The 26,306-nt window shown below is 61.7% G+C and carries 21 protein-coding genes; 12 read left to right on the forward strand and 9 right to left on the reverse strand.

Going from position 1 to position 26,306, the window contains the following annotated elements; genetic code table 11:
* Positions 1 to 177: 177 nt before the first annotated feature.
* The 8 genes from V6607_RS05955 to V6607_RS05990 form a co-directional block, all read right to left on the reverse strand.
* A complete protein-coding gene (locus tag V6607_RS05955; protein ID WP_134325817.1) occupies positions 178 to 2,040 on the reverse strand; it encodes an NAD(P)/FAD-dependent oxidoreductase in 1,863 nt (620 codons plus the stop codon).
* A gap of 174 nt (positions 2,041 to 2,214) precedes the next feature.
* On the reverse strand, positions 2,215 to 3,639 hold the full coding sequence (locus V6607_RS05960) for a gamma-aminobutyraldehyde dehydrogenase (protein WP_134325818.1): 1,425 nt from the start codon (positions 3,637 to 3,639) through the stop codon (positions 2,215 to 2,217).
* Positions 3,640 to 3,755: 116 nt separating this feature from the next.
* A complete protein-coding gene (locus V6607_RS05965) occupies positions 3,756 to 4,565 on the reverse strand; it encodes an ABC transporter permease (protein WP_003209553.1) in 810 nt (269 codons plus the stop codon).
* Positions 4,555 to 5,484: an ABC transporter permease gene (locus V6607_RS05970; RefSeq protein WP_003209552.1), complete on the reverse strand. Its 930-nt coding sequence runs from the start codon at positions 5,482 to 5,484 to the stop codon at positions 4,555 to 4,557. Before V6607_RS05970 ends, V6607_RS05965 begins: the two co-directional genes overlap by 11 nt.
* Before the next feature lies 1 nt (position 5,485).
* The gene (locus V6607_RS05975) at positions 5,486 to 6,520 is read right to left on the reverse strand and encodes an ABC transporter ATP-binding protein (RefSeq protein ID WP_003209551.1); all 1,035 of its coding nucleotides are present in this window, start codon (positions 6,518 to 6,520) and stop codon (positions 5,486 to 5,488) included.
* Between the two features lie 180 nt (positions 6,521 to 6,700).
* A complete protein-coding gene (gene ydcS, locus V6607_RS05980; protein WP_003209550.1) occupies positions 6,701 to 7,852 on the reverse strand; it encodes a putative ABC transporter substrate-binding protein YdcS in 1,152 nt (383 codons plus the stop codon).
* Positions 7,853 to 7,924: 72 nt separating this feature from the next.
* Positions 7,925 to 9,382: a gamma-aminobutyraldehyde dehydrogenase gene (locus V6607_RS05985; RefSeq protein ID WP_338743435.1), complete on the reverse strand. Its 1,458-nt coding sequence runs from the start codon at positions 9,380 to 9,382 to the stop codon at positions 7,925 to 7,927.
* 133 nt (positions 9,383 to 9,515) lie between these two features.
* Positions 9,516 to 10,427, reverse strand: coding sequence for a LysR family transcriptional regulator (locus tag V6607_RS05990; protein ID WP_003209548.1), 912 nt, complete (start codon positions 10,425 to 10,427; stop codon positions 9,516 to 9,518).
* A 168-nt stretch (positions 10,428 to 10,595) separates the two neighbouring features.
* Here V6607_RS05990 and V6607_RS05995 point away from each other — a divergent pair, with 168 nt between their 5' ends.
* The gene (locus tag V6607_RS05995) at positions 10,596 to 11,309 is read left to right on the forward strand and encodes a tellurite resistance TerB family protein (RefSeq protein WP_134325819.1); all 714 of its coding nucleotides are present in this window, start codon (positions 10,596 to 10,598) and stop codon (positions 11,307 to 11,309) included.
* Between the two features lie 125 nt (positions 11,310 to 11,434).
* Here V6607_RS05995 and V6607_RS06000 read toward each other — a convergent pair whose 3' ends face one another.
* Positions 11,435 to 12,562 (reverse strand): IS481 family transposase, encoded by a 1,128-nt coding sequence (locus tag V6607_RS06000; RefSeq protein ID WP_338739149.1) that lies wholly within the window; start codon positions 12,560 to 12,562, stop codon positions 11,435 to 11,437.
* 943 nt (positions 12,563 to 13,505) lie between these two features.
* Between V6607_RS06000 and V6607_RS06005 the strand changes: the two genes are divergently transcribed.
* The 11 genes from V6607_RS06005 to V6607_RS06055 all read left to right on the forward strand — a co-directional run bounded on the left by V6607_RS06005 (position 13,506) and on the right by V6607_RS06055 (position 26,303).
* Positions 13,506 to 15,128 carry a methyl-accepting chemotaxis protein gene (locus tag V6607_RS06005; protein WP_003219261.1) on the forward strand — a complete coding sequence of 541 codons (1,623 nt, stop codon included), beginning with the start codon at positions 13,506 to 13,508 and terminating at the stop codon, positions 15,126 to 15,128.
* Positions 15,128 to 15,640, forward strand: coding sequence for a chemotaxis protein CheW (locus V6607_RS06010; protein ID WP_102368206.1), 513 nt, complete (start codon positions 15,128 to 15,130; stop codon positions 15,638 to 15,640). Before V6607_RS06005 ends, V6607_RS06010 begins: the two co-directional genes overlap by 1 nt.
* Complete coding sequence (locus tag V6607_RS06015; protein ID WP_134325821.1) at positions 15,640 to 16,902, forward strand: protein-glutamate O-methyltransferase CheR; 1,263 nt, start codon at positions 15,640 to 15,642, stop codon at positions 16,900 to 16,902. Before V6607_RS06010 ends, V6607_RS06015 begins: the two co-directional genes overlap by 1 nt.
* On the forward strand, positions 16,899 to 17,585 hold the full coding sequence (locus V6607_RS06020; RefSeq protein WP_008431115.1) for a chemotaxis protein CheW: 687 nt from the start codon (positions 16,899 to 16,901) through the stop codon (positions 17,583 to 17,585). Before V6607_RS06015 ends, V6607_RS06020 begins: the two co-directional genes overlap by 4 nt.
* Complete coding sequence (locus tag V6607_RS06025) at positions 17,582 to 19,885, forward strand: hybrid sensor histidine kinase/response regulator (protein ID WP_134325822.1); 2,304 nt, start codon at positions 17,582 to 17,584, stop codon at positions 19,883 to 19,885. The genes V6607_RS06020 and V6607_RS06025 overlap by 4 nt, the downstream gene beginning before the upstream one ends.
* The gene (locus tag V6607_RS06030) at positions 19,882 to 20,892 is read left to right on the forward strand and encodes a chemotaxis response regulator protein-glutamate methylesterase (protein ID WP_003219250.1); all 1,011 of its coding nucleotides are present in this window, start codon (positions 19,882 to 19,884) and stop codon (positions 20,890 to 20,892) included. Before V6607_RS06025 ends, V6607_RS06030 begins: the two co-directional genes overlap by 4 nt.
* Positions 20,893 to 20,943: 51 nt before the next feature.
* Positions 20,944 to 21,945, forward strand: a complete 1,002-nt coding sequence (locus tag V6607_RS06035; protein WP_003219248.1) for a diguanylate cyclase — start codon at positions 20,944 to 20,946, stop codon at positions 21,943 to 21,945.
* A 247-nt stretch (positions 21,946 to 22,192) separates the two neighbouring features.
* A protein-coding gene (prfB, locus tag V6607_RS06040) for a peptide chain release factor 2 (RefSeq protein ID WP_096236834.1) occupies positions 22,193 to 23,288 on the forward strand; the annotation gives its coding sequence in 2 pieces (ribosomal slippage) (positions 22,193 to 22,264 and positions 22,266 to 23,288; 1,095 coding nt in all).
* A 78-nt stretch (positions 23,289 to 23,366) separates the two neighbouring features.
* Positions 23,367 to 24,869, forward strand: coding sequence for a lysine--tRNA ligase (gene lysS / locus V6607_RS06045; RefSeq protein ID WP_003219243.1), 1,503 nt, complete (start codon positions 23,367 to 23,369; stop codon positions 24,867 to 24,869).
* A gap of 152 nt (positions 24,870 to 25,021) precedes the next feature.
* On the forward strand, positions 25,022 to 25,738 hold the full coding sequence (locus tag V6607_RS06050) for a TetR family transcriptional regulator (RefSeq protein WP_134325823.1): 717 nt from the start codon (positions 25,022 to 25,024) through the stop codon (positions 25,736 to 25,738).
* Positions 25,739 to 25,754: 16 nt separating this feature from the next.
* Positions 25,755 to 26,303 carry a hypothetical protein gene (locus V6607_RS06055; RefSeq protein ID WP_003219239.1) on the forward strand — a complete coding sequence of 183 codons (549 nt, stop codon included), beginning with the start codon at positions 25,755 to 25,757 and terminating at the stop codon, positions 26,301 to 26,303.
* Positions 26,304 to 26,306: the final 3 nt, after the last annotated feature.

The following is a 26,306-nucleotide window of genomic DNA, read 5'->3' on the forward strand; positions in this document are numbered from 1 at the left end:
GTTTCTGTGGAAACCGTGTGGTAAGGGAGCTTGCTCCCGTTGGGGCGCGAAGCGACCCCAGCTCAGGCGATGGAGATCCTTCAGGGATATCTCGATCGCCTGGTTTGGGGCTGCTGCGCAGCCCAGCGGGAGCAAGCTCCCTCGCCACAATAATCTCTTCCTTCAGGAATGCCGGGATCAGCCCACTTCGCCTACCGCTCGATATGCCTCATCAATCGCCGCATGGGCATACGCGCTCCACGCGGCATCCGAGTTGGCGATGCTCACATGTCCCACCGGCTGGCGCGCCAGGTCCTTCAGTTTTTCGCTTTCATCGGCATCGTCAAACAAGCTGTTGGAGAAGGTCGCATAGCCGTGTGACCAACGGTTGACAGTGATCGCCAGAATGTCGGTCTGGTGGTTGAAACCGCCCGGGCCGAGCATGCGCTGCAGTTGGTCGCGCAGTTGCGCTTCCAGTTGTTCAAATGTCTGCCCGTACAACTTGCCCCGCCCGGCGCGGGCCTGGTCGCGGCCGTTCATGCCGCTGTTGGGGCTGGTGGGCACGTAGACCATGTGCAAACCAATCGGCTGCGTCGGGTCGCGCGGGTGCTCGTAGCCGCCCATGCTCACCGGGTAATCCAGCTTGATCCGGCTGTAAGGCTGGGTCGCCGCATAAATCTCGTGCACCCCCAGCTTCTGGAACGACGTCCAGTTGCGCACCACCACTTTGGTGTAGACCAGCGGGTACTTCACGTTCTGGCTCAGGGCCTGGGCTTGTTCTGCCGGCAGATCGCGCAGCAGGTACGGGATCATCATGTTGTAGCAGGCCAGGATGCAGCGTTTGCCGCGTACCTGTGCGAGTTGGCCGCCACGGCTGTAGCCGATGTGCACACCGTCACCGACGTTACGCACACTGACCGCAGTGCTGTTCAAACGCACCCGCACCGGCGTCCTGGGCTGATCAAGCCTGGCGTAGTCAAACGGCGCCAGCACGATGTCATCCATGGTGTGCCCCGGTGCCACTGCCGGAATCAGGCTGCGCACCAGCAAGCGTGCCAGCGAGGCGTTGCCGTCGGGGAAGTGGTAGATGTAGGGTTCTTCCATTTCTGCGGCGGCTTCTTCGCTGATCGGTGCCAGGTTCATTCCGCCGAAGCCAGGGAAACCCACGCTATAGGCGTCAGCCGACGCCACCGCGTCGATACTCAAGGCCATGAAGTCGTTGGTGCGGCTTTGGAAGTACTTCACCGCGCCTTCCGAGAGTCCTACGTTCTTGAGCAGGAAATCGCGGTAGCTGGTGGTCGCGAGGTACTCGGCCTTTTCCTCGGCAGTCTTGCCCGGCAGGTAATCCTTGGGCGCGACGTGCAAGGCAATCAGCGCCTGACGGTCGGTTTCCGGCAGCGGGAAATCATTGATGAAGTCGCTGATGGAGCGCGCATGCAACTGGTCCGGGGCGATGTCGTCGGCGACCATCGGCGTCGGGTCGCCGGTCACCAGTTTGTCTTCGCCAAAGTTTTCCTTGTCGAAGAACACCCCACGGGACAAACCCAGGCCCGGGTAGAACTGGCGGTCGAAGGCGGTCTCGAAGCGCTTGATGTTCACCCCGAGTTTTTTCAACAGCCCGTTTACTTCCTTGCTGTAAAGATGATTCGGTGACTGGAACGCTTCGCTGCCGCCGTAGCCGATGATCAGCCGGCCACCGGCCTGGAACTCATTGCGCTTGGCATGGCCGCCGAAGTCGTCGTGGTTCTCCAGGATCAGGATCTTCGCCTTCGGGTGCTTCTCACGGTAGAACCACGCCGCCGACAAACCGCTCAAGCCACCGCCGACCACCACCAGGTCGTAGTCTTCGGTGATCGGCAGTTTATCGGTGTCGAAGGCCTTCTTTTCCCAGCCCATCTGGTGGGCAACTTCGAATGAGCCGACATGGCTGCCGCGCAAGCCGGTGAGGGCGGGCGGGTAGTAGCGCCCATCGGGAGCGGCCTGGAGGATTTGCAGCGGGGTCATACCGGCGGCAATCGTGATAGCGACGCCGTTGAGGAAGTCGCGGCGGGTGATGTCCATGGGAACCTGCGAATTATTTATTGTTATGAGATCCCTGCAGGAGCCGGCTGTTGTGGCGAGGGAGCTTGCTCCCGCTGGGCTGCGTAGCGGCCCCAAAAAACCTGGGAGCACCTCGCACTCCAGCGGGAGCAAGCTCCCTCGCCACAGTGAGCTCGCTTCGACAGGAGTAAAGGGTCAGTGCTTGAACATCACATGGCGAACCGTGGTGTAGTCCTCCAGGCCGTACATGGACATGTCCTTGCCGTAGCCGGACAGTTTCTGACCGCCGTGGGGCATTTCGCTGACCAGCATGAAGTGGGTGTTCACCCAGGTGCAGCCGTACTGCAACCGTGCAGCCAGGCGATGGGCGCGGCCGACATCGGCGGTCCACACGGAAGAGGCCAGGCCGTAGTCCGAATCGTTGGCCCAGGCCAATACCTGGGCCTCGTCGGTGAATTTGGTTACCGACACTACTGGCCCGAACACTTCGCGGCGCACGATTTCATCGTCCTGCTGCGCGTCGGCCAACACCGTCGGCTCAAAGAAAAACCCGTTGCCTTCCACCGCCTTGCCACCCGTGATCAGGCGGATATGGGATTGCGCCACGGCACGCTCCACAAACCCGGCCACACGGTCACGGTGCTGTGCGGTGATCAGCGGGCCCAGCTCGGTGGCCGGGTCATCCTGCAAACCGTATTTGATGCTGGCAACCGCCGCGCCGAGCTTCTCGACGAACGCGTCGTAGATATCGGCCTGTGCATAAATCCGGCACGCAGCGGTGCAATCCTGCCCGGCGTTGTAGAAGCCGAAGGTGCGAATGCCTTCCACCGCCGCGTCGATATCGGCGTCGTTGAAGATGATCACCGGCGCCTTGCCGCCCAGTTCCATGTGCATGCGTTTGACGCTGTCGGCAGTGCTGGAAATGATATTGGCCCCGGTGGCAATCGAACCCGTCAGCGACACCATGCGCACTTTCGGGTGATTCACCAGCGGGCTGCCCACGGTTGGCCCACGGCCAAACACCAGGTTGAGTACACCGGCCGGGAAAATTTCAGCGGCCAGTTCCACCAGGCGCAGCGCGGTCAGCGGGGTTTGTTCCGAAGGCTTGAGCACCACGGTATTACCGGCGGCCAGGGCCGGGGCGATTTTCCAGGCGACCATCATCAGCGGGTAGTTCCACGGCGCGATGGAGGCAATTACGCCCACCGGGTCACGGCGGATCATCGAGGTGTGGCCCGGCAGGTACTCGCCGCCGGCCGAACCGCTCATGCAGCGGCTGGCGCCGGCGAAGAAGCGGAACACATCGGCCACCGCCGGGATCTCGTCGTTCAGCGCCGCGCTGTAGGGTTTGCCGCAGTTGTCCGACTCAAGCTTTGCCAGCTCTGCGCCGTGGGCTTCGATGGCGTCGGCGAGTTTGAGCAGCAGCAGCGAGCGATCCTTCGGTGGCGTTTGCGACCAGCCTTCAAAAGCGCTGTCGGCAGCACGCACCGCGGCGTCGACCTGGGCTTCGCTGGCTTCCTTGATTTCCACCAGTACCCGACCCAACGCCGGGTTGAACACCGGCTGCGCCGGGCCTTCGCCTTCGACCAGATGGCCGTTGATCAGCAGTTTGGTTTGCATGGTTCAGTCCTCTTAAAGCTGCATCGTTTCCCCTGCCGAAACCGGTTCAAGTGTGGGAGCGGGCAAGCCCGCTCCCACATTTGAATCTCATTCCTTCAGTGGCAATGTGTTGTCAGTTATTTACCGCCACTACCGGCCACGCTTTCGCCGCCGCGGGTCAGGTAATAGGCACCCAGGATCGGGAACATCGTCACGATCATCACCAGCATCGCCACCACGTTGGTCACCGGCACATCCCGTGGCCGGCTCAACTGGTTGAGCAGCCACAGCGGCAAGGTGCGCTCGTGGCCGGCGGTGAAGGTGGTGACGATGATTTCGTCGAACGACAGCGCGAACGCCAGCATGCCGCCGGCCAGCAACGCCGAGCCGAGGTTGGGCATGATGATGTAGCGGAAGGTCTGCCAGCCGTCGGCGCCGAGGTCCATCGAGGCTTCGATCAGGCTGTGGGAAGTGCGGCGCAAACGGGCGATCACGTTGTTGTAGACGATCACCACGCAGAAGGTCGCGTGGCCGACGATGATGGTGAACATCCCCGGCTCAATCCCCAGGGTCTTGAAGGTCGCCAGCAACGCGATACCGGTGATGATCCCCGGCAGTGCAATCGGCAGGATCAGCATCAGCGAGATGCCTTGCTTGCCGAAGAACTCCCGGCGATACAACGCCGCCGAGGCCAGGGTGCCGAGCACCATCGCAATCAGCGTGGCGATGGCCGCGATTTGCAGCGACAGCTTGATCGCTTCCAATACGTCCGGCCGCGAGAAGGCCACGCTGAACCACTTCAGGGTGAAGCCCTGGGGTGGAAAGCTGAACGCCGCCTCTTCGGTGTTGAAGGCGTAGAGGAAGATGATCAGGATCGGGAAGTGCAGGAAAACCAACCCGCCCCAGGCCGCGATTTTTAGACTGAGTGAGGCTTTTTCAGAGTGCATCGAAGGCCCCCAGACGTTTGACGATGGACAGGTAAACCGCGATCAGCACGATCGGCACCAGGGTGAACGCCGCGGCCATGGGCATGTTGCCGATAGCGCCTTGTTGCGCGTACACCATGCCGCCGACGAAGTAACCCGGCGGGCCCACCAGTTGCGGCACGATGAAGTCGCCCAGGGTCAGCGAGAACGTAAAGATCGAACCCGCCGCGATCCCCGGCACCGACAGCGGCAGAATCACCTGCATGAAGGTCTGGCGCGGCTTGGCGCCGAGGTCTGCCGAGGCCTGCAGCAACGATGGCGGCAAACGCTCCAGCGAGGCCTGGATCGGCAGAATCATGAACGGCAGCCAGATGTACACAAACACCATGAACCGCCCCAGGTGCGAGGTGCTCAAGGTGCTGCCGCCCACGCCGGGAATGCCCATGATGAATTGCAGCGCCGGCTCCAGGCCCAGGTGCTGCACGAACCACTGCGCCACGCCGCCCTTGGCCAGCAGCAGGGTCCAGGCGTAGGCCTTGACGATGTAGCTGGCCCACATCGGCATCATCACCGCGATGTAGAAAAACGCCTTGGTCTTGCCGGTGGTGTAGCGCGCCATGTAGTAGGCGATCGGGAACGCGACGATGGCACTGGCGATGGACACCACCACCGCCATGCTCAAGGTGCGCACGATGATGTCGAAGTTCGACGGCTGGAACAGCGCGGCAAAGTTGGCCAGGGTCAGGTCCGGGGTGACCGCCATGGTGAAGTCATCGAACGTATAGAAGCCTTGCCACAGCAAGGTCAGCAGCGACCCCAAATAGATCGCGCCGAACCAGATCAGCGGCGGCACCAGCAGCAGCGACAGGTACAGGTTGGGCTTCTTGTACAGCAGGTTGGAAAACCTGCGCATCGGGGGTTGGGACAGGGCCAGGCTCATGTCACACCTCGCCTGCGATGTCGGTCAACGGCGTCATGGCTTCCCGCGCCCAGCGCGCGGTGATGGACTGGCCGACTTGATGCCCGGCGGTGGTGTCCAGCCATTGGTTGTTGGCCTGGCTGATGTTCAGGGCCTGGCCGTTTTCCAGTTTCAGTTCGTAGCGGGTGGCGCTGCCCTGGTACTGGATGTCATGCAGCAGGCCGCTGACTTCCACCTCGCCGCTGCCCAGCGGGCCTTCGGCGAAACGCACGTGTTCCGGGCGGATCGAGAACGGCTGCGGGTTACCGCTCAAGCGTTGCGCCAATTCGCCGCGAATCACGTTGGAGGTGCCGACGAATTCCGCGACGAAGGTGGTGGCGGGCTTCATGTACAGGTTGCGCGGGGTGTCGACCTGTTCGATGCGGCCCTTGTTGAATACGGCCACACGGTCGGACATCGACAGTGCTTCGGTCTGGTCGTGGGTGACGAAGATGAAGGTGATGCCAAGTTGGCGTTGCAGTTTCTTCAGCTCGCTTTGCATCTGTTCGCGCAGCTTCAGGTCGAGAGCGCCGAGGGGCTCATCCAGCAGCAATACGCGCGGACGATTGACCAGTGCGCGGGCCAGGGCCACACGTTGACGCTGGCCGCCGGAGAGTTGCACCGGCTTGCGGTCGCCGTAACCGCCGAGGGCGACCATACCCAGGGCTTCTTCGGCGCGGTTGAGGCGTTCGGTCTTGCCCACGCCTTTGACTTTCAGGCCGTAGGCCACGTTGTCCCGCACGTTCATGTGGGGGAACAGCGCGTAATCCTGGAACACAGTGTTCACGTCGCGCTGATACGGCGGCAAGCCGGCGGCTTCCTCACCGTGGATGCGGATGGAGCCGGCACTTGGTTGCTCGAACCCGGCGATCAGGCGCAGGCACGTGGTTTTGCCCGAGCCGGAAGGGCCGAGCATGGAAAAGAACTCGCCGTCCTGGATATCGATGGAAACCCGGTCAACGGCTTTCACTTCGCCGAACTGACGGGAAACGTGGGTGAATTGGACTGCAAGCGTCATGGTGCGGTGCTCCAAAAAGGCGCGTCTTGTAAAAATTAAATCGGAGGTAGAGGTGATCGTTCCCACGCTCTGCGTGGGAATGCAGCGCTGGACGCTCCGCGTCCGCCCTTAAAGTCGTGACGCGGAGCGTCACAGGAGGCATTCCCACGCGGAGCGTGGGAACGATCAACTAGGGAGTGCTTAGCGCCCGCCCATGATCGCGATGTAATCCTGGGTCCAGCGGCTGTACGGCACGAACTTGCCGCCTTCAGCCTGCGGGGTTTTCCAGAAGGCGATCTTCTCGAACTGGTCGAAACCGTTGGTCTTGCAACCCTCGGCGCCCAGCAGTTCGCTTTCCTTGCACGCCGCGGGAACCGCCGGCAACGAACCGAACCACGAGGCCACATCACCCTGGACCTTCGGCTGCAGCGACCAGTCCATCCACTTGTAGGCGCAGTTCGGGTGCTTGGCATCGGTGTGCAGCATGGTGGTATCCGCCCAGCCGGTGGCGCCTTCCTTCGGAATGGTCGAGGCAATCGGCTGTTTCTCGTTCACCAGGCCGTTGACCTGATACGGCCATGCGCTGGAGGCCACCACGCCTTCGTTCTTGAAGTCGCTCATTTGCACGGTGGTGTCATGCCAGTAGCGGTGGATCAACGGCTGCTGGGCGCGCAACAGGTCGAGCACGGCCTTGTACTGGGTTTCGGTCAGCTCGTACGGGCTCTGGATGCCCAGTTCCGGCTTGGTGGCCTTGAGGTACAGCGCCGCATCGGCGATGTAGATCGGGCCGTCATAGGCCTGCACGCGGCCTTTGTTCGGCTTGCCGTCCGGCAGGTTCTGCGCATCGAACACTACGTTCCAGCTGGTGGGCGCGGTTTTGAACACGTTGGTGTTGTACATCAACACGTTCGGGCCCCACTGGTACGGCGTGCCGTACGTTTGCTGGCCGACCACGTACCACGGCGCATCTTTCAGGCGCGGGTCGATGTTCTTCCAGTTGGGAATCAGCGAGGTGTTGATCGGCTGTACGCGCTTGCCGACGATCAACCGCAGCGAGGCATCGCCCGACGCGGTGACCAGGTCGTAGCCGCCCTTGGCCATCAAGCTCACCATCTCGTCGGAGGTGGCGGCGGTCTTGACGTTGACCTTGCAGCCGGTCTCTTTCTCGAAACCGGTGACCCAGTCGTAGTTCTTGTCGCTTTCGCCACGTTCGATATAGCCGGGCCAGGCGACAATATCCAACTGGCCTTCACCGGCACCCACCGCCTTCAGCGGTTCGGCGGCCTGGATGCTGACACTGGCCAGCAGCGCGGTGGTCAGGGCACTGAGCAGAGCGGTCTTGTGCGCAGACATGGGGGTTCCCTCTTCTTTAATTATGGTCGGGGCAGTTTTTGCAGCAGGTGGTGCGTGAGCGTAGTTGTTGTTTTAAAGATGCTGGCCGTGGCGCGCCATGATGTGCCGCACCACGCTGTAGTCCTGTAGCGAATCGCTGGACAGATCTTTGCCATACCCCGAGCGCTTCAAGCCGCCGTGGGGCATTTCGCTGACCAGCATGAAATGACTGTTGATCCAGGTGCAGCCGTATTGCAGGCGCGACGCCACTTGCATCGCCTTGTCCAGGTTCTGGGTCCACACGGAGGAGGCCAGGCCGTATTCCGAGTCGTTGGCCCAGTCCACCGCCTGTTCCAGCTCGTCGAAGCGGGTCACGGTGACCACCGGGCCGAACACTTCGCGCTGCACGATTTCATCATTCTGTTTACAACCGGCCAGCAAGGTTGGCTGGTAGAAGAAGCCAGCACCGGAATGCACGGCGGCGCCGGTGATGCGTTCGATATGCGGCTGGCCGAGGGCGCGTTCGACAAAACTGGCGACGCGGTCGCGCTGGCGGGTGCTGATCAGCGGGCCGAGTTCGTTGTCGGCATCGCGCTTGCCGGCAAACCGCAGGCTGCTGACGGCGGCGCCGAGCTCGGCCACCAATTTGTCGTGGATGCCGGCCTGGGCGTAGATGCGGCACGCGGCGGTGCAGTCCTGGCCGGCGTTGTAGTAACCGTAGGCGCGCACGCCTTCGATCACGGCTTGCAGGTCGGCGTCGTTGCACACGATCACCGGGGCCTTGCCGCCGAGTTCCAGGTGCGTGCGCTTGAGTGTCTTGGAGGCGGCCTGGAGGATCTTCTGCCCGGTGACGATATCGCCGGTCAACGAGACCATGCGCACCTTCGGGTGGCTGACCAAATGGCTGCCGACCCCTTCGCCGCCGCCACACAGGATGTTGATCACCCCGCGCGGCAACAACTGGCTCAGTACGGGCGCCAGGGCCAGGATCGACAGCGGGGTATGTTCCGACGGCTTGAACACCAGGGTATTACCGGCCGCCAGGGCCGGGGCGATTTTCCAGGCGGCCATCATCAGCGGGTAATTCCACGGCGCAATGGAGGCCACCACGCCAATCGGATCGCGACGCACCATGCTGGTGTAGCCCGGCAGGTATTCACCGCTCAGTTGCCCGGTCTGGCAGCGCACGGCGCCGGCGAAGAAACGGAACACATCGACGGTCGCGCTCAAATCGTCCTGACGTGCCAGGTGCAGCGGCTTGCCGCAATTCAGCGATTCCAGGCGGGCGAGGTAGTCGGCTTGTTTTTCGATTGTCTCGGCGATGCCCAGGAGGATGTTCGAACGCTGCTGGGGCGTGGTCCGCGACCAACCGGCAAAGGCCCGGTGGGCGGCGAGGATTGCGGCTTCGACCTGCTCGGTACTGGCTTCGGCGATATGGGTGAGGATTTCACCGGTGGCCGGGTTGATGATCGGCTCGACAAACCCCTGGCCCGGGACCAGTTCGCCGTCGATCAGCAACGCAGTGAGCAGCGGTGTGGGCGCGCCAGACATTTTTCGCGATCTCTTTTCTTGTGTGGTCATGGCTGTTCTCGTGCGAGGCGCCTGACCTTCTCTTATGGGATGAGCAGAGACTAGAGGTCAGGCGCGAGGTCAACAAATACTAAATACTGAAAGCAGCATTCGATTAAATAGATGGCTTGCGTGGGTGGGGCTGTTCGCGGGCCACCGTCAGGAATGGGTCCACCAGTGCTGGGCGCGCCGTGCCCCGGCGCCAGGCCAGGCCCACGTCTAGGGTCTGGCTGAGGTCGGCAATCGGCCGGGCCTCGATGATGTCGCCTTCCAGGGACCAGGGGCGGTAGGTCATGTCCGGCTGGATCGACACGCCCAGGCCGGCGGCGACCAGGCTTCGCACGGCTTCCGTCGAGGCGGTGCGCAAGGTGACGCGAGGTTGCAGCCCGGCGCCGGTCCACATGCGTTGGGCGTTGTGGCCCATTTCGTCGACGTTCAGCTGAATCAGCGGCTCGCGCGCCACATCCGCCAGGTTGATGCTGTCGTGTTCCAGCAGCGGGTGCTGGGCGGGCAGCCATAAACGGTGGGGCGAGTGGGTGAGCACTTCGGTTTGCAGGGCGTGGCGGTCTTCGAGGTTGGAGAGGATCAGCACGCCGACGTCGATTTCACCGCTGACCAGCAGGTGTTCGATGTAGGGGCGTTCGTCCTCCATCACGCGGATTTCGACATTGGGGTAGGCGCGCTGGAAGCGGGTAAGCAAGTCCGCCAGGTAGTAGCCGGCGACCAGGCTGGTCACGCCGATGATCAACTGCCCGGCCACCTGGTCGGTGCTCTGTTGCAGGCTGCGCTTGGCGTTGTCGACGGTGGCGAGGATGAGGTGCGCCTGGCGCAGGAACTGGTGGCCCTGGTGGGTCAGGGTCATGCCCTTGGCGTGGCGGTTGAACAGGTTGACGCCGATTTCCTGTTCCAGTTGCTGGATCGCCAGGGTCAGGGTGGACTGGGAGATGAAGGCGGTCTGGGCAGCGGCGGAGATCGAGCCGGTCTCGGCCACGGCGATGAAGTGACGGATCTGACGCAAGGTCATCATGCTGGAATTACCAGTGGGGTGTTTTTATAGATTTGTTCGAGTGTATATCGTTTTAATTGAGGGGTAGGCGCGTTACATCTGGAAGCACTCTAGATCGGGGGTTTTTGGCACTTAGTTTTACGCTGGGGGCCTATTGGTCCTGTGAACTTGAGTTTCTGGAGGTTGTGAATGAATACCCGTGGATTGCTCGATCAACTGCTCAAATCCGGCCAGGACATGTTGCAGAACAAGGCTGGCGGGCAGCGCAAGTCAGATGACAAGGGGGCCATTGGCGGACTGCTGGGTGGCGGCGGATTGGGTAGCTTGCTTGGCGGTGCCGGTGGTGGGGCCCTCGCGGCCGGCGCCATGGGTCTGTTGCTGGGCAACAAGAAAGCCCGCAAGTTTGGCGGCAAGGCGCTGACCTATGGCGGGTTGGCTGCTTTGGGGGTGATTGCCTACAAGGCCTACGGTAATTGGCAGGCGCAGCAGGCCAGTGCGCCTCAAGGGGAGCCGCAGACCATTGATCGGTTGCCGCCGGCCCAGGTCGAACAGCACAGCCAGGGGATTTTGAAGGCGCTGGTGGCTGCGGCCAAGGCTGACGGGCATGTGGATGAGCGTGAGCGGGCGTTGATCGAAGGGGAGTTTGTGAAGCTGGATAACGATCGTGAGTTGCAGCAGTGGTTACATGCCGAGCTGAACAAGCCGCTGGATCCGGCAGATGTGGCTCGGGCTGCCAGTACTCCGGAATTGGCCGCCGAGATGTATATCGCCAGTGTGATGTTGGTGGATGAGGAGAACTTCATGGAGAAGGCTTACCTCGATGAGTTGGCGCGGCAGCTTAAGTTGGAGCCTGGGTTGAAGGCTGAACTGGAGAAGCAGGTGCGGCAGGCGGTGATGGTTTGATTGTGTACATATCCGTTTCTGCGGTAACGGCTACTTATGGTTTCTCTCTTACAGCGAGTCACTTTGCAAAAGCGTGTACGGACCGGACACATGGTGGACACATGTGCGGGGACATGGTTGACACATTATGAACCGTAATCAGGCTGTTTCACGTCGATCGTTCGCAAAAAATGATGGCAGAAATAGACGTCAAATAGCCCGTCACTCTCAGTGTTGGGACGTAGTGCGATGTGATGTCCGGCCAGGCCTTTGGCGATCCTGAAATAGCGCTTCTGAAACTTAAATCGGCTGTGATAAACCTTGGCCTTTAAATCGTCCGGCCCGTACTCAAACGCCAAAAGCGTCTCCGGATAAGCCCAGGGGCTTTCTCGGTATCGGTCCATTGGAACCTTGTAATCCAGGGCTTGATGAGGGCGTTGATGGTTATAAACCTCTCGCCATTGATCAAGATTTGTTTGCGCTTCTGCAAGCGTCCGAAAATGGCGGCCGTTGAGCACTTCAGCCTTGAGTGACCGATGAAATCGTTCGATTTTCCCATTGGTTTGAGGGTGGAAAGGCCGACTGAAACTTACTCTGATACCTAGGCGAACGAGCCAGATACTCAGTTCCGTGATCTCCCCCGGATTACGCGGAGAGCCCCATGGGGGCCCGTTATCGACGTTGATACGAGCTGGTAAACCGTAGCGCCGAAAAACCGCGATCAACTGCTCCTGTACCGTGGCTGTGCGCTCGTTGGCACAGGCTTTGATTGCCAAGTTGAAACGAGAATGGTCGTCCAAAACAGTTAGCGGATGGCATCGGCCTTGTTGCGTTGGGAAATGCCCTTTGAAATCCATCTGCCAAAGATCATTGGGCGCGTCGTGTTCAAACCTCAACCTTGCTGCCTGTAACTCTTTTGGGACCGTTTGAACCAAACCATGGCGATGTAAGACATTGGTGACAGTGCTAGGAGCGATACGCTTATCTAACAGATTGCTGATCGTGCGGCCGCCCCAGGCTGGATGCTCCCGCCTAATTGCCAAGACTTCAGTCTCCAGCGCGGGCTCGGTAAGTTTTGGGCTAGTGGCTGGCCTGCGGGATTTCTCCAGCAGACCTTGCTGGCCTTGTTCTTCGTAGCGACCGAGCCACTTGTACGCGGTTTGGGGACTGATACCGAACCGTCGACACAGTTCTCGTTTATTGCTGCCGGGTTGCCGGGCTAAGGCAACGAACTCTTTTTTCAGGCTCATGGCGTCTCTCGTATTCCAGGGCATGATGGTTTTCCGGCGTAGTTAGCTCGCCGAAAAGTGTCAACCATGTCCCCGTACACCCGTCAACCATGTGTCCGGTCCGTACAAAAAGCGCAAAAGTAACCAAAACGCTCTGCCCCGCCTGTCGGCACCTCGCCTAGGCTCGGTGTTCCCTCACTCCGGCATTGCTCCGCGGGCCGCCGCGACGGGCCATCCATGGCCCGGCGCGGCTAAACCGGCGTCCTGCCGGTTTACCCGCTCCGCAATACCTGCGTTCGGCCTCGGGCTTATTGGGGCAGTCAGATCAAGATCAAGATCAAAAGCAAGAGCACGGCGGCCTGAAAGCCGACCTGAGTGTTAAAAGCCAAAGCAAGATCCAGAGCGAAAGCAGAGCTGCTTTTCTGTAGGAGCTGGCTTGCCGGCGATGCAGATACCTCGGTGTATCAGGTGCACCCAGTTGATGCCATCGCCGGCAAGCCAGCTCCCACATTTGACCGTGCCCGCTTTTGATTTGGCTTTTGCTTTTGCTCTTCAACACTCAAGCCGGCCGGGAGGCCGCTGTGCTGTTGATCTGCTTTTGATCTTGATCTTAGGCGCCCCGTTAAACCACGCTGGCCGAACGCAGGCTTTGGAGCGTGGGTAACCTGGCAGGACGCCAGGTTAGCCGTCCTGGGCCAAGGATGGCCCATGACGGCGGCCCACGGTCCAAAGCCGGAGTGAGGGCACACCGAGCCTGGGCGAGGTGCCGAGTGGTGGGGCAAGAGCGTTTTGCTTACTTTTGCGCTGTTCAAAAGTGAGCCGCTGTAAGAGCGGAACCAATAGCAGCCGTTACCGCAGCAACGGATATGCCCCCCCCCAAGAAAACTTTCCTCCCCCGAGCGTGACCCAGATCCCACAACCCGTTGATTAATGATGGCATCCGCTCAGCTATACTCCTCTCCATTTGAATGGCCCTCGAGGAATTACTGTGAAGAACTGGACCTTGCGCCAACGGATTTTGGCGAGCTTTGCGGTCATCATCGCGATCATGCTGCTGATGGTAGTGGTCTCGTATTCACGCCTGTTGAAGATCGAGGCTGGCGAAGAGTCAGTCCGCGATGACGCAGTCCCCGGGGTCTACCTAAGCTCCATGATCCGCAGCGCATGGGTCGACAGCTACCTCGACACCCTCGACATCATCGGCCTGCGCAAAGACAAGACACTCACCGAAGCCGACAAGGCCGACTACAAGTCCTTCGAAGCGCGCATCATCACGCAAATGGCCAATTACAAGGCAACTATCAACGGCGCTGAGGATCAGGCCGAGTTCGATAAGTTCGAAGCCCTGCACCAGGCCTACAACAAGGCTTTGGCCGCAGTCACTGAAAACCTGCAACGCAATGACGTCGCCGCCGCCCGCAAAGTGTTCGACGAAGAGCTGACCCCGACCTGGACCGCAGGCCGCATGAAGCTCAACGACATCATCACCGAAAACAAAAACGTCGCGGACCGCGCCACCAACGCTATCGACGACGCCGTGTCCGCTGCAAAAATCAGCATGGGCGTCTCGCTGATCCTCGCGATCCTCGCCGCCGGCCTCTGCGGACTGCTGCTGATGCGCGCGATCATGGCGCCGATGAAACGCATCGTCGACATCCTCGAAACCATGCGCACCGGCGACTTGAGCAAACGCCTGAACCTCGAACGCAAGGACGAATTCGGCGCAGTAGAGACCGGCTTCAACGACATGATGACCGAGCTCACCGCCCTGGTGTCCCAGGCACAGCGCTCTTCGGTACAGGTCACTACCTCGGTCACCGAGATTGCCGCGACTTCCAAGCAACAACAGGCCACGGCCACTGAAACCGCCGCGACGACCACCGAGATCGGCGCTACTTCGCGGGAGATCGCTGCTACTTCCAAGGACTTGGTCCGTACCATGACCGAAGTCTCCACCGCCGCCGACCAGGCCTCGGTGGCCGCCGGCTCCGGCCAGCAAGGCCTGGCGCGCATGGAAGAAACCATGCACTCGGTGATGGGCGCAGCTGACCTGGTAAACGCCAAGCTGGCGATCCTCAATGAGAAGGCCGGCAACATCAACCAGGTGGTGGTGACCATCGTCAAGGTCGCCGACCAGACCAACCTGTTGTCCCTCAACGCTGCCATCGAGGCCGAGAAGGCCGGTGAGTACGGTCGCGGGTTTGCCGTGGTAGCCACCGAAGTGCGGCGCCTGGCCGACCAGACCGCCGTGGCCACCTACGACATCGAGCAGATGGTGCGCGAGATCCAGTCGGCGGTGTCGGCCGGGGTGATGGGCATGGACAAGTTCTCTGAAGAAGTGCGCCGTGGCATGTTCGAGGTGCAGCAGGTGGGCGAGCAGTTGTCGCAGATCATCCATCAGGTGCAGGCCCTGGCGCCACGGGTGTTGATGGTCAACGAAGGCATGCAGGCCCAGGCCACCGGCGCCGAGCAGATCAACCATGCGCTGGTGCAGTTGGGCGATGCCAGCAGCCAGACCGTGGAGTCCCTGCGTCAGGCCAGCTTTGCCATCGACGAGCTGAGCCAGGTCGCCGTCGGCCTGCGCAGCGGCGTGTCGCGTTTTAAAGTCTGATGAACGACCTCGCGGCTAAACGCGGTGCCGTTGCGGCAGTGAAGAAAGCACTGTTCCTGGTGTTTCACATCGGTAATGAACGGTATGCCCTCAAGGCCACGGAAGTGGCCGAGGTGCTGCCGCGCCTGCCGCTCAAGCCCATTGCCCATGCGCCTGCGTGGGTCGCCGGGATCTTTGCCCATCGCGGGGCGATGGTGCCGGTGATCGATCTCAGTGCCTTGACCTTCGGTACGCCGGCCCAGGCCCGCACCAGCACGCGCCTGGTGTTGGTCAATTATCAGCCGGATGCACTCACTCCGGCACGCTGGCTGGGGCTGATCCTCGAACAGGCCACCGATACCCTGCGCTGTGACCCGGCGGAGTTCCAGCCCTACGGCCTGGACAACCGCCAGGCACGTTACCTGGGCCCGGTGCGCGAAGACGAGCGTGGCTTGATGCAGTGGATCGGCGTGGCGGACCTGCTGACGGCTGACGTGCAGGCGCTGCTGTTTGCCGCGGGCGAGGAGGGTTGATGAGCAGTGATCAACGCTTCTTCGACTTCCTTAAGGAGCGCATTGGCCTGGACGTTGCCTCGGTGGGCGAAGCGATCATCGAGCGTGCCGTACGCCAGCGCAGCATGGCGCTCAGCGCGCAGACCGCAGATCAATACTGGCAGCAATTGCAGGCCTCCACCGACGAACAGCAAGCGCTGATCGAAGCGGTGATCGTCCCCGAAACCTGGTTTTTCCGTTACCCCGAATCCTTCGCCACCCTGGGCCGGCTGGCGGTCGCCCGCCTGGCCGAAATCAAGCAGATGCGCGCCCTGCGGATCCTCAGCCTGCCGTGTTCCACCGGCGAAGAACCCTATTCGATTGCCATGGCCTTGCTCGACGCCGGGCTGGCACCGCATCAGTTCAAGGTGCAGGGCATGGACGTCAGCCCGCTGTCGGTGGAGCGCGCCCGCCGTGGGGTGTACGGCAAGAATTCGTTTCGCGGCCAGGACCTCGAGTTCCGCGATCGCCACTTCACCGAGCAAACCGACGGCTACCGGATTGCCGACCGGGTACGCGAACAAGTGCGCCTGCAGGTGGGCAACCTGCTGGACCCCACGCTGCTGGCCAACGAGCCCACCTACGATTTTGTGTTCTGCCGCAACCTGCTGATCTACTTCGACCAGCCGACCCAGAAGCAGGTGTTTGAAGTGCTCAAGGGCCTGACCCACGTCGATGGCGTGCTGTTTATCGGTCCTGCCGAAGGCAGCCTGCTGGGGCGCCTGGGCATGCGTTCGATTGGCGTGCCGCAGTCGTTTGCCTTCAGCCGGCATGCGGAGCCCGCGCCTGAACCGGTATTTGTGCCGATGCCCGCGCCGATTCCTCAGCGCAGTGCCGCGCCTATCCCGACCAGGCCCCGGCCGTTCAGCACCGTCAGTGCCCAAGTGGTACCGATCAAGCCGCCGCCCCCGCAGTCGGACGCCGCCGATCTGCTCAGTCAGATTGCGACCCTGGCCAATGAAGGCAAGAGCCTGGAAGCCCGTGCTGCCTGCGAGCGTTATTTGCAGAGCCATCCGCCGGCGGCCCAGGTGTTTTATTGGCTGGGCCTGCTCAGCGATGTGGCCGGCAGCGCCCTGGAAGCCCAGGGTTATTACAGAAAAGCCTTGTACCTGGAACCCCAGCACCCGCAGGCCTTGATGCACCTGGCCGCGTTGCTCGAGTCCCAGGGCGATGTCGCCGGCGCCCGGCGTTTGCAGGCTCGTGCCGCGCGCAGCGAGCGAGCTGACAGTGAGCGTAAATCATGACCCTGGATCCCGACCTGAACCTGACCCTGGCCGATACCCAGGCCATCGATGACTGCTGGAACCGCATCGGCATCCACGGTGACAAGTCCTGCCCGTTGCTGGCCGAGCACATTCACTGTCGCAATTGCTCGGTGTATTCCGCCGCCGCCACGCGCCTGCTCGACCGTTATGCCTTGCAGCAGGACGATCACCGCCCCGTCGCGACGCCGGAAGTCGAGGGTGATGTCCTCACCCGTTCGCTGCTGATGTTCCGCCTCGGCGAAGAATGGCTGGGCATCGCCACTCGCTGCCTGGTGGAAGTGGCGCCGTTGCAGCCGATCCATTCCTTGCCCCATCAGCGTTCCCGCGCCTTGCTGGGCGTGGCCAACGTGCGTGGCGCACTGGTGGCGTGCCTGTCACTGGTGGAATTGCTGGGGCTGGACAGCACCGGCAGCGGCCCCAGTGGCGCACGAATCATGCCGCGCATGCTGATCATCGCGGCGCAGGACGGCCCCGTGGTGGTGCCGGTGGACGAAGTGGACGGTATCCATGCCATTGATGAACGCACCTTGAATGCGGCATCTGCGTCGGGCACCCAGGCCAGCGCCCGCTATACCCAAGGGGTGTTGCAGTGGAAAGGCCGCAGCCTGCGCTGGCTGGACGAGGCGCAATTGTTGTCTGCCGTGACCCGGAGCCTCACATGACCCCCGACCAGATGCGCGATGCCTCGCTGCTGGAGCTGTTCAGCCTGGAAGCCGACGCCCAGACCCAGGTGCTCAGCGCCGGCCTGCTGGCCCTGGAGCGCAACCCGACCCAGGCCGACCAGCTCGAAGCCTGCATGCGCGCCGCCCATTCCCTGAAGGGCGCGGCGCGGATTGTCGGGGTGGACGCGGGGGTCAGCGTGGCCCACGTGATGGAAGATTGCCTGGTCAGCGCCCAGGAAAGCCGCTTGTACCTGCTGCCGGAACATATCGACGCACTGCTGCAAGGCACCGATTTGCTGATGCGCATTGCCACGCCGGGCAACACCGTGGGCCCGGCGGACATCGAGTCCTATGTGGCATTGATGGAGCGGTTGCTCGATCCGTCGCAGAAAGTCGCGCCGCCCACTGCGCCAAAGCCTGCGCCGCCGCCCACACCCGCGCCAGAACCTGAATTGTCGATGGAAGCGCTGCTGACCCTGCCGCCGGAGCCCGAACCCGCGCCGCCGGTCAGTGCCGAACTGCCACGCCAAAATAAGCGCATGACCGAAGGCGGAGAGCGGGTGTTGCGGGTGACCGCCGAACGCTTGAACAGCCTGTTGGACCTGTCCAGCAAGTCCCTGGTGGAAACCCAGCGGCTCAAGCCTTACCTCGCCAGCTTGCAACGCCTCAAGCGCATCCAGAGCAACAGCGCCCGCGCCCTGGAAAACCTCGACGGCCACCTCAAGACCGTCGACCTGAGCCTGGAGGCCCAGGAAGCGCTGGCTGATACCCGCCGCCTGTTGAGCGAAGCCCAGGCGCTGCTCGCGGAAAAAACCGCCGAAATCGACGAGTTCGGCTGGCAGGCCGGGCAACGCGCCCAAGTCTTGTACGACACGGCGCTGGCGTGCCGCATGCGGCCGTTTGCCGACGTGCTGGCCGGGCAGGTGCGCATGGTGCGTGACCTGGGCCGCAGCCTTGGTAAACAGGTACGCCTGGAAATCGAAGGCGAGAAAACCCAGGTCGACCGCGATGTGCTGGAAAAACTCGAAGCGCCGCTGACCCATTTACTGCGCAATGCTGTGGACCACGGCATTGAAATGCCCGAGCAACGCCTGCTGGCCGGCAAACCGGCTGAAGGCCTGATCCGCCTGCGGGCGTCTCACCAGGCCGGCTTGCTGGTGCTGGAGTTGAGCGACGACGGTAACGGTGTCGACCTGGAGCGCCTGCGCGGCACCATCGTCGATCGGCATTTGTCGCCGCTGGAAACCGCCCTGCGCCTGAGCGAAGAGGAACTGCTCACGTTCCTGTTCCTGCCGGGGTTCAGCCTGCGGGACAAGGTCACCGAGGTCTCGGGGCGCGGGGTCGGCCTGGATGCGGTGCAGCATATGGTGCGCCAGTTGCGCGGCGCGGTGGTGCTGGAGCAGACGGCGGGGCAGGGCAGTCGCTTCCACCTGGAGGTGCCGTTGACCCTGTCGGTAGTGCGCAGCCTGGTGGTGGAAGTTGGCGAAGAGGCCTACGCCTTCCCGCTGGCCCACATCGAGCGCATGTGCGATCTTTCGCCCGACGACATCGTGCAACTGGAAGGCCGCCAGCATTTCTGGCACGAAGGCCGGCATGTCGGCCTGGTCGCCGCCAGCCAGTTGCTGCAGCGCCCGCCGGGGCAGGGCAGTCAGGAAACCCTGAAGGTCGTGGTGATCCGCGAGCGCGATGCGGTCTACGGGATTGCCGTGGAGCGTTTTATCGGCGAACGCACGCTGGTGGTATTACCCCTGGACGACCGGTTGGGCAAGGTCCAGGACATCTCCGCCGGAGCGTTGCTCGATGACGGTTCGGTGGTGCTGATCGTCGACGTCGAAGACATGCTGCGATCGGTGGACAAACTGCTGAATACCGGTCGTCTGGAGCGCATCGCCCGACGCACCCAGCAAACCCTCGAAGCACCGCGCAAGCGTATTCTGGTGGTGGATGACTCGCTGACCGTGCGTGAGCTGCAACGCAAATTGTTACTTAATCGCGGTTATGAAGTGGCCGTGGCAGTCGATGGCATGGATGGCTGGAACGCGCTGCGCTCCGAAGACTTCGACCTGCTGATCACGGACATTGATATGCCTCGCATGGACGGTATTGAATTGGTCACACTCTTGCGCCGTGATACTCGCCTGCAATCCCTGCCGGTGATGGTTGTTTCCTACAAGGATCGGGAAGAAGACCGTCGTCGTGGACTGGACGCCGGCGCCGACTATTATCTAGCCAAGGCCAGCTTCCATGACGACGCGCTGTTGGACGCGGTGGTGGAGCTGATCGGAGGAGCACGGGCATGAGGATTGCGATCGTCAATGACATGCCCATGGCCGTGGAGGCCTTGCGCCGGGCGTTGAGCCTAGAGCCGGCCCACGAAGTGGTGTGGGTTGCGGGCAACGGCCTGGAAGCAGTGCAGCGTTGCGCCGAGTTCACGCCCGACCTGATTCTGATGGACCTGATCATGCCGGTGATGGACGGTGTGGAGGCCACCCGGCAGATCATGGCCGAGACGCCTTGTGCGATCCTGATTGTCACCGTCGACCGCCAGGCCAACGTCAGCCGTGTATTCGAAGCCATGGGCCATGGCGCCCTGGACGTGGTTGACACCCCTGCACTGGGCGTGGGCAATCCGAAGGACGCCGCGGCACCGCTGTTGCGCAAGATCCTCAATATCGGCTGGCTGATTGGCCAGCGTGGCAGCCGCGTGCGGGCCGAGCCTGCGCCCCAGCGGGCCACGGGCAAACGCCAGAGCCTGGTGGCCATCGGTTCGTCCGCAGGCGGCCCGGCTGCCCTGGAATCCCTGCTCAAGGGCTTGCCCCGGGACTTCTCGCCGGCCATTGTGCTGGTGCAGCATGTGGACCAGGTGTTCGCCGCCGGCATGGCCGAATGGCTGAGCAGTGCCTCGGGCCTGCCGGTGCGCCTGGCCCGGGAAGGCGAGCCGCCCCAAAGCGGTGTCGTGTTGCTGGCGGGCACCAATCATCACATTCGCCTGCTGAAGAACGGCACGCTGGCCTACACCGCAGAGCCTGTGAACGAGATTTACCGGCCGTCCATCGACGTGTTTTTCGAGAGCGTCGCCAGCTACTGGAATGGCGATGCCGTTGGCGTGCTGCTGACGGGGATGGGGCGTGATGGCGCCCAGGGACTTAAGTTGATGCGTCAGCAAGGCTACCTGACCATCGCGCAGGACCAGCAAAGCTGTGCTGTTTACGGCATGCCCAAAGCGGCAGCGGCGATTGACGCGGCTGTTGAAATTCGCCCATTGGACAGAATTGCGCCACGATTGCTGGAGGTATTCGCAAAATGACCGATATCACACGCTGTCCTGGCCTGCAGGTAGTAATTCAGGTGACCGTAAATGAATGATTTGCAGCTCGACGACTTCAAGACCGACGAAAACGCCGCCATGGTGCTGCTCGTCGACGACCAGGCGATGATCGGCGAGGCCGTACGCCGGGGCCTGGCCCATGAAGACAATATCGACTTCCACTTTTGCGCCGACCCGCACCAGGCCATTGCCCAGGCGATCCGTATCAAGCCGACGGTGATCCTGCAGGACCTGGTGATGCCGGGGCTCGATGGCCTGACTCTGGTGCGCGAATACCGCAATCACCCGGCGACGCAGAACATCCCGATCATCGTGCTTTCCACCAAGGAAGACCCGCTGATCAAGAGCGCGGCGTTTGCTGCCGGGGCCAACGACTACCTGGTCAAGCTGCCGGATAACATCGAACTGGTGGCGCGCATCCGCTATCACTCGCGCTCCTACATGACCCTGTTGCAACGGGACGCGGCCTACCGGGCGCTGCGGGTCAGCCAACAGCAGTTGCTGGACACCAACCTGGTGCTGCAACGGCTGATGAACTCCGACGGCCTGACCGGGCTGTCCAATCGCCGGCATTTCGACGAATACCTGGAACTGGAATGGCGCCGCGCCATGCGTGACCAGACCCAACTGTCGCTGCTGATGATCGACGTGGACTTCTTCAAGACCTACAACGACAGTTTCGGCCACCTGGAAGGCGACGAGGCGTTGCGCAAGGTGGCGGCGACCATTCGTGATGCCAGCAGCCGTCCTTCGGATTTGCCGGCGCGTTATGGCGGTGAAGAGTTTGCCCTGGTGCTGCCCAATACCTCGCCGGGTGGGGCACGGCTGGTGGCCGAGAAGCTGCGCCAGGCGGTGGCGAGCCTGAAAATCCCGCACATTGCCCCGGCAGAAGGGGCGAGCCTGACCATCAGTATCGGCTTGGCGACCATGACCCCGGTGCAGGGCACCGATTGCCGGCAATTGATCTCGGCGGCGGACAAGGGCCTGTACCTGGCCAAGCACAATGGGCGCAATCAGGTGGGGATCGAGTAGGGAATACGGTCTGCGGGATGTCGCAGACCTAATGTGGGAGCGGGCTTGCTCGCGAATGCGGTGTGTCAGTCAATGCATCTGGCGACTGAACCACCGCATTCGCGAGCAAGCCCGCTCCCACATTTGATCTTCATCGCTGTCTGGATGGTGCATATCCCCGCCTTTTCGGCCAAGCGGACTGCCGTTATCAGCCGTTTGTCGTTATACTCGTCGGCTTTCAAAAGTTCGCCAACGAGTGCTGCCCGCCATGGAAATCAACCCGATCCTTAACACCATCAAGGACCTGTCCGAGCGCTCCGAAACTATTCGGGGGTATCTTTGACTACGATCAAAAGCATGAGCGTCTGACCGAAGTCAATCGCGAGCTTGAAGATCCGGCTGTCTGGAACAAACCTGAATACGCCCAGGAACTGGGCCGCGAGCGCGCTGCGCTGGCGCAGATCGTCGACACCCTCGACGAATTGAACACCGGTCTGGGCGATTGCCGCGACCTGCTGGACATGGCCGTCGAAGAAAACGACGAAGGCGCAGTGGGCGATGTCGTCGCCGAGCTGGCCCGTCTCGAGGAAAACCTCGCCAAACTCGAATTCCGCCGCATGTTCAGCCATGAAATGGACCCGAACAACGCCTACCTGGACATCCAGGCCGGTTCCGGCGGCACCGAAGCCCAGGACTGGGCCAACATCCTGTTGCGCATGTACCTGCGCTGGGCCGACAAACGCGGTTTCGACGCGACCATCATGGAACTGTCGGCCGGTGAAGTCGCCGGCATCAAGGGCGCGACCGTGCACATCAAGGGCGAATACGCCTTTGGCTGGCTGCGGACCGAGATCGGCGTACACCGCCTGGTGCGCAAGAGCCCGTTCGACTCCGGCAACCGTCGCCACACGTCGTTCTCCGCCGTTTTCGTCTCGCCAGAGATCGACGACAAGGTGGAAATCGAGATCAACCCGGCAGACCTGCGGATCGACACCTACCGTTCCTCCGGTGCCGGTGGCCAGCACGTAAACACCACCGACTCGGCCGTACGTATTACCCACGTACCGACCAATACCGTGGTGAGCTGCCAGAACGAACGTTCCCAGCACGCGAACAAGGACACCGCCATGAAAATGCTGCGGGCCAAGTTGTACGAGCAGGAAATGCAGAAACGCAACGCCGCGTCCCAGGCGCTGGAAGACACCAAGTCGGATATCGGCTGGGGTCACCAGATCCGCTCGTATGTGCTCGACGCGTCGCGGATCAAGGATCTGCGTACCAACATCGAACGCAGCGACTGCGACAAGGTGCTCGACGGTGATATCGACGAATACCTGGAAGCCAGCCTGAAATCTGGCCTGTAACTCCCTTGTAGGAGCCGGCTTGCCGGCGATCCCCGGCCGCAGGCCGGGGACAACGAACCTGATGGAAAATTTAAAGACATGAGCGACCAACAACTCGACCCGCAAGCCCTGCAACAGGAAGAAAACTCCCTGATCGCCCTGCGCAAGGAAAAGCTTGCTGCCGAGCGCGCCAAGGGCAATGCCTTCCCGAACGACTTCCGCCGCGAAAACTACTGCGATGCCTTGCAGAAACAGTACGCGGACAAGACCAAGGAAGAGCTGGCAGAGGCTGCAATCCCGGTCAAGGTTGCCGGTCGCATCATGCTCAACCGTGGCTCGTTCATGGTGATCCAGGACATGACCGGTCGCATCCAGGTCTACGTCAACCGTAAAACCCTGTCCGAAGAAACCCTGGCCTCGGTGAAAACCTGGGACATGGGCGACATCATTGCCGCCGAAGGCACCCTGGCCCGTTCCGGCAAGGGTGACCTGTACGTTGAAATGACCAGCGTGCGCCTGCTGACCAAATCCCTGCGCCCGCTGCCGGACAAGCACCACGGCCTGACCGACACCGAGCAGCGCTATCGCCAGCGCTACGTTGACCTGATCGTCAACGAAGAAGTGCGCCAGACCTTCCGCGTGCGTTCGCAGGTTATTGCGCACATCCGCAGCTTCCTGATGAAGCGTGACTTCCTCGAAGTTGAAACACCGATGCTGCAAACCATCCCGGGTGGTGCCGCAGCCAAGCCGTTCGAAACCCACCACAACGCGCTGGACATGGAAATGTTCCTGCGTATTGCGCCTGAGCTGTACCTCAAGCGGCTTGTTGTTGGCGGCTTCGAAAAAGTGTTCGAGATCAACCGCAACTTCCGTAACGAAGGCGTTTCGACCCGTCACAACCCTGAATTCACCATGTTGGAGTTCTACCAGGCCTACGCCGACTACGAAGACAACATGGACCTGACCGAGGAACTGTTCCGCGAACTGGCGCAACTGGTCCTGGGCACCACCGACGTGCCATACGGCGACAAGGTGTTCCACTTCGGCGAGCCGTTCGTGCGCCTGTCGGTGTTCGACTCGATCCTCAAGTACAACCCTGAGCTGACCGCCGATGACCTGAACGACATCGACAAGGCCCGCGCCATCGCCAAGAAAGCCGGCGCCAAGGTGCTGGGCTTCGAAGGCCTGGGCAAATTGCAGGTGATGATTTTCGAAGAGCTGGTGGAGCACAAGCTGGAGCAGCCGCACTTCATTACCCAGTACCCGTTCGAAGTGTCGCCGCTGGCCCGTCGCAACGATGACAACCCGAACGTCACCGACCGTTTCGAGCTGTTCATCGGCGGCCGTGAAATCGCCAACGCCTACTCCGAGCTGAACGATGCCGAAGACCAGGCCGAGCGCTTCATGGCCCAGGTGGCCGACAAGGACGCTGGCGACGACGAGGCGATGCACTACGACGCCGACTTCGTACGCGCCCTGGAATACGGCATGCCGCCTACCGCCGGTGAAGGTATCGGCATCGACCGGTTGGTGATGTTGTTGACCAACTCGCCGTCGATCCGTGACGTGATCTTGTTCCCGCACATGCGGCCACAAGCGTAACCGTAGCGAAATCCGAAGCCGCCTTTTATAAGGCGGCTTTTTTATGTGGCGTTTATAAGCGTCAAGTAAACAGCGCCAGGTGATCGTTCCCACGCTCCGCGTGGGAACGCAGCCCGTGACGCTCCGCGTCACACTGTGGAGGAAGATCCGTCGTGAACCGCGTAATGGCTCAAAAGGGTGCCGCCGGCATTGCCGCTGCCGTGGCTGAAAGTGTTCAGTACCAGGGCCGCAAGGCCAGTCGCCGGGGCAGTGAGCAGCGCAGGCAGGACATTCTCGATGCAGCGATGCGCATCGTGGTACGCGAAGGCGTGCGTGCCGTGCGTCACCGTGCGGTGGCGGCGGAAGCCGGTGTGCCGTTGTCGGCCACCACCTATTACTTCAAGGACATCGACGACCTGCTCACCGACACCTTCGCCCAATATGTGGAGCGCAGCGCCGCGTTCATGGGCAAGTTGTGGGTGCGTAACGAAGGCCTGCTGCGCGAGATGGTGGCTTATGGCGACGGCAGCCCGCAGTCGCGCTCGCAACTGGCCGATGACATCGCGCGCCTGACCGCCGATTACGTGCAACGCCAATTGCTCAACCGCCGTGAGCACCTGATGGCCGAGCAGGCGTTTCGCCAGGAAGCGCTGCTGAACCCGCGCCTGGGCGAGCTGGTGCGCTCCCACCAGCAAATCCTGCTGCAGGGCACTTGCCAGTTTTTCCAGGTATTGGGTTCCCGCGAGCCGCAACAGGATGCCAAAGTGTTGACGGCGATTATCGGTCGGATGGAATATCAGGGCCTGCTGGGCGGCGCAGAGCCTCTGACCAGCGAAGAAATGCTTGAGATCCTCAAGCGTTACATGCATTTGGTGTTGGCTTCGGTCTGACACAGGGGATTGTCCAATGAAAGCCTGGCGCGTCGTCGTGATCGCCTTGTCGTTCCTGTTGCTCAGCGGTTGCCTGGTGACCTTCAAGGACCCGTTGCCCGCCAGCGAGGCGGCGCCTGATGGTCTGCTTGGCAAATGGGCCAGCAAAAACGCCTGGGGTGAGCCGCTCAACCTGCAAATCAGCCGCGTCGGTAAGCACCGCTACAAAGCCGTGAGCTACCCTAAGGCCAAGCCGGGCCAGCGGGATGAATACCTGTTCACGGTTTCCCGGCATGGCAGCCGCTGGTATCTGTCGGCGCCATTGCCGGCCAGGTTCGGCGGGCATTACATCCTCGCCGGGTTCGAATTGAATGATGAGCACGAGCTGGTGGTCTACAACCTCGACCTGGATCAGGTCCACCAGGCGGTCGGCCAGAAGGTCCTGAGTGGCAGCACCGTCGAAACCGTCGAGGGTGCCGGTGTGTTGATCGACAGTTCCATGGCCCGGGTATTTGCGTACCTGGATGATCCGGCCAATGCCGATGTGTTCGTCGAAGCCGTGCGCTACCAGCGTGCAGGCAAATAACGT

Origin of the sequence: Pseudomonas sp. KK18, assembly GCF_037094675.1 — a bacterium.
In the GTDB taxonomy this organism is placed as follows: domain Bacteria; phylum Pseudomonadota; class Gammaproteobacteria; order Pseudomonadales; family Pseudomonadaceae; genus Aquipseudomonas.

Excerpts from the sequence above, each read along its gene's own strand:
- V6607_RS05960 (WP_134325818.1), bottom strand. The coding sequence starts at position 3,639 with ATGCAAACCAAACTGCTGATCAACGGCCATCTGGTCGAAGGCGAAGGC.
- V6607_RS05985 (WP_338743435.1), bottom strand. The coding sequence starts at position 9,382 with ATGTCTGGCGCGCCCACACCGCTGCTCACTGCGTTGCTGATCGACGGC.
- V6607_RS06025 (WP_134325822.1), top strand. The coding sequence starts at position 17,582 with ATGACCCCCGACCAGATGCGCGATGCCTCGCTGCTGGAGCTGTTCAGC.
- V6607_RS06055 (WP_003219239.1), top strand. The coding sequence starts at position 25,755 with ATGAAAGCCTGGCGCGTCGTCGTGATCGCCTTGTCGTTCCTGTTGCTC.
- V6607_RS06000 (WP_338739149.1), bottom strand. The coding sequence starts at position 12,562 with ATGCCCTGGAATACGAGAGACGCCATGAGCCTGAAAAAAGAGTTCGTT.
- V6607_RS06030 (WP_003219250.1), top strand. The coding sequence starts at position 19,882 with ATGAGGATTGCGATCGTCAATGACATGCCCATGGCCGTGGAGGCCTTG.
- V6607_RS05955 (WP_134325817.1), bottom strand. The coding sequence starts at position 2,040 with ATGGACATCACCCGCCGCGACTTCCTCAACGGCGTCGCTATCACGATT.
- V6607_RS05970 (WP_003209552.1), bottom strand. The coding sequence starts at position 5,484 with ATGAGCCTGGCCCTGTCCCAACCCCCGATGCGCAGGTTTTCCAACCTG.
- ydcS (WP_003209550.1), bottom strand. The coding sequence starts at position 7,852 with ATGTCTGCGCACAAGACCGCTCTGCTCAGTGCCCTGACCACCGCGCTG.
- V6607_RS05990 (WP_003209548.1), bottom strand. The coding sequence starts at position 10,427 with ATGATGACCTTGCGTCAGATCCGTCACTTCATCGCCGTGGCCGAGACC.
- V6607_RS05965 (WP_003209553.1), bottom strand. The coding sequence starts at position 4,565 with ATGCACTCTGAAAAAGCCTCACTCAGTCTAAAAATCGCGGCCTGGGGC.
- V6607_RS05995 (WP_134325819.1), top strand. The coding sequence starts at position 10,596 with ATGAATACCCGTGGATTGCTCGATCAACTGCTCAAATCCGGCCAGGAC.
- V6607_RS05975 (WP_003209551.1), bottom strand. The coding sequence starts at position 6,520 with ATGACGCTTGCAGTCCAATTCACCCACGTTTCCCGTCAGTTCGGCGAA.
- V6607_RS06010 (WP_102368206.1), top strand. The coding sequence starts at position 15,128 with ATGAACGACCTCGCGGCTAAACGCGGTGCCGTTGCGGCAGTGAAGAAA.
- V6607_RS06035 (WP_003219248.1), top strand. The coding sequence starts at position 20,944 with ATGAATGATTTGCAGCTCGACGACTTCAAGACCGACGAAAACGCCGCC.
- lysS (WP_003219243.1), top strand. The coding sequence starts at position 23,367 with ATGAGCGACCAACAACTCGACCCGCAAGCCCTGCAACAGGAAGAAAAC.
- V6607_RS06020 (WP_008431115.1), top strand. The coding sequence starts at position 16,899 with ATGACCCTGGATCCCGACCTGAACCTGACCCTGGCCGATACCCAGGCC.
- V6607_RS06015 (WP_134325821.1), top strand. The coding sequence starts at position 15,640 with ATGAGCAGTGATCAACGCTTCTTCGACTTCCTTAAGGAGCGCATTGGC.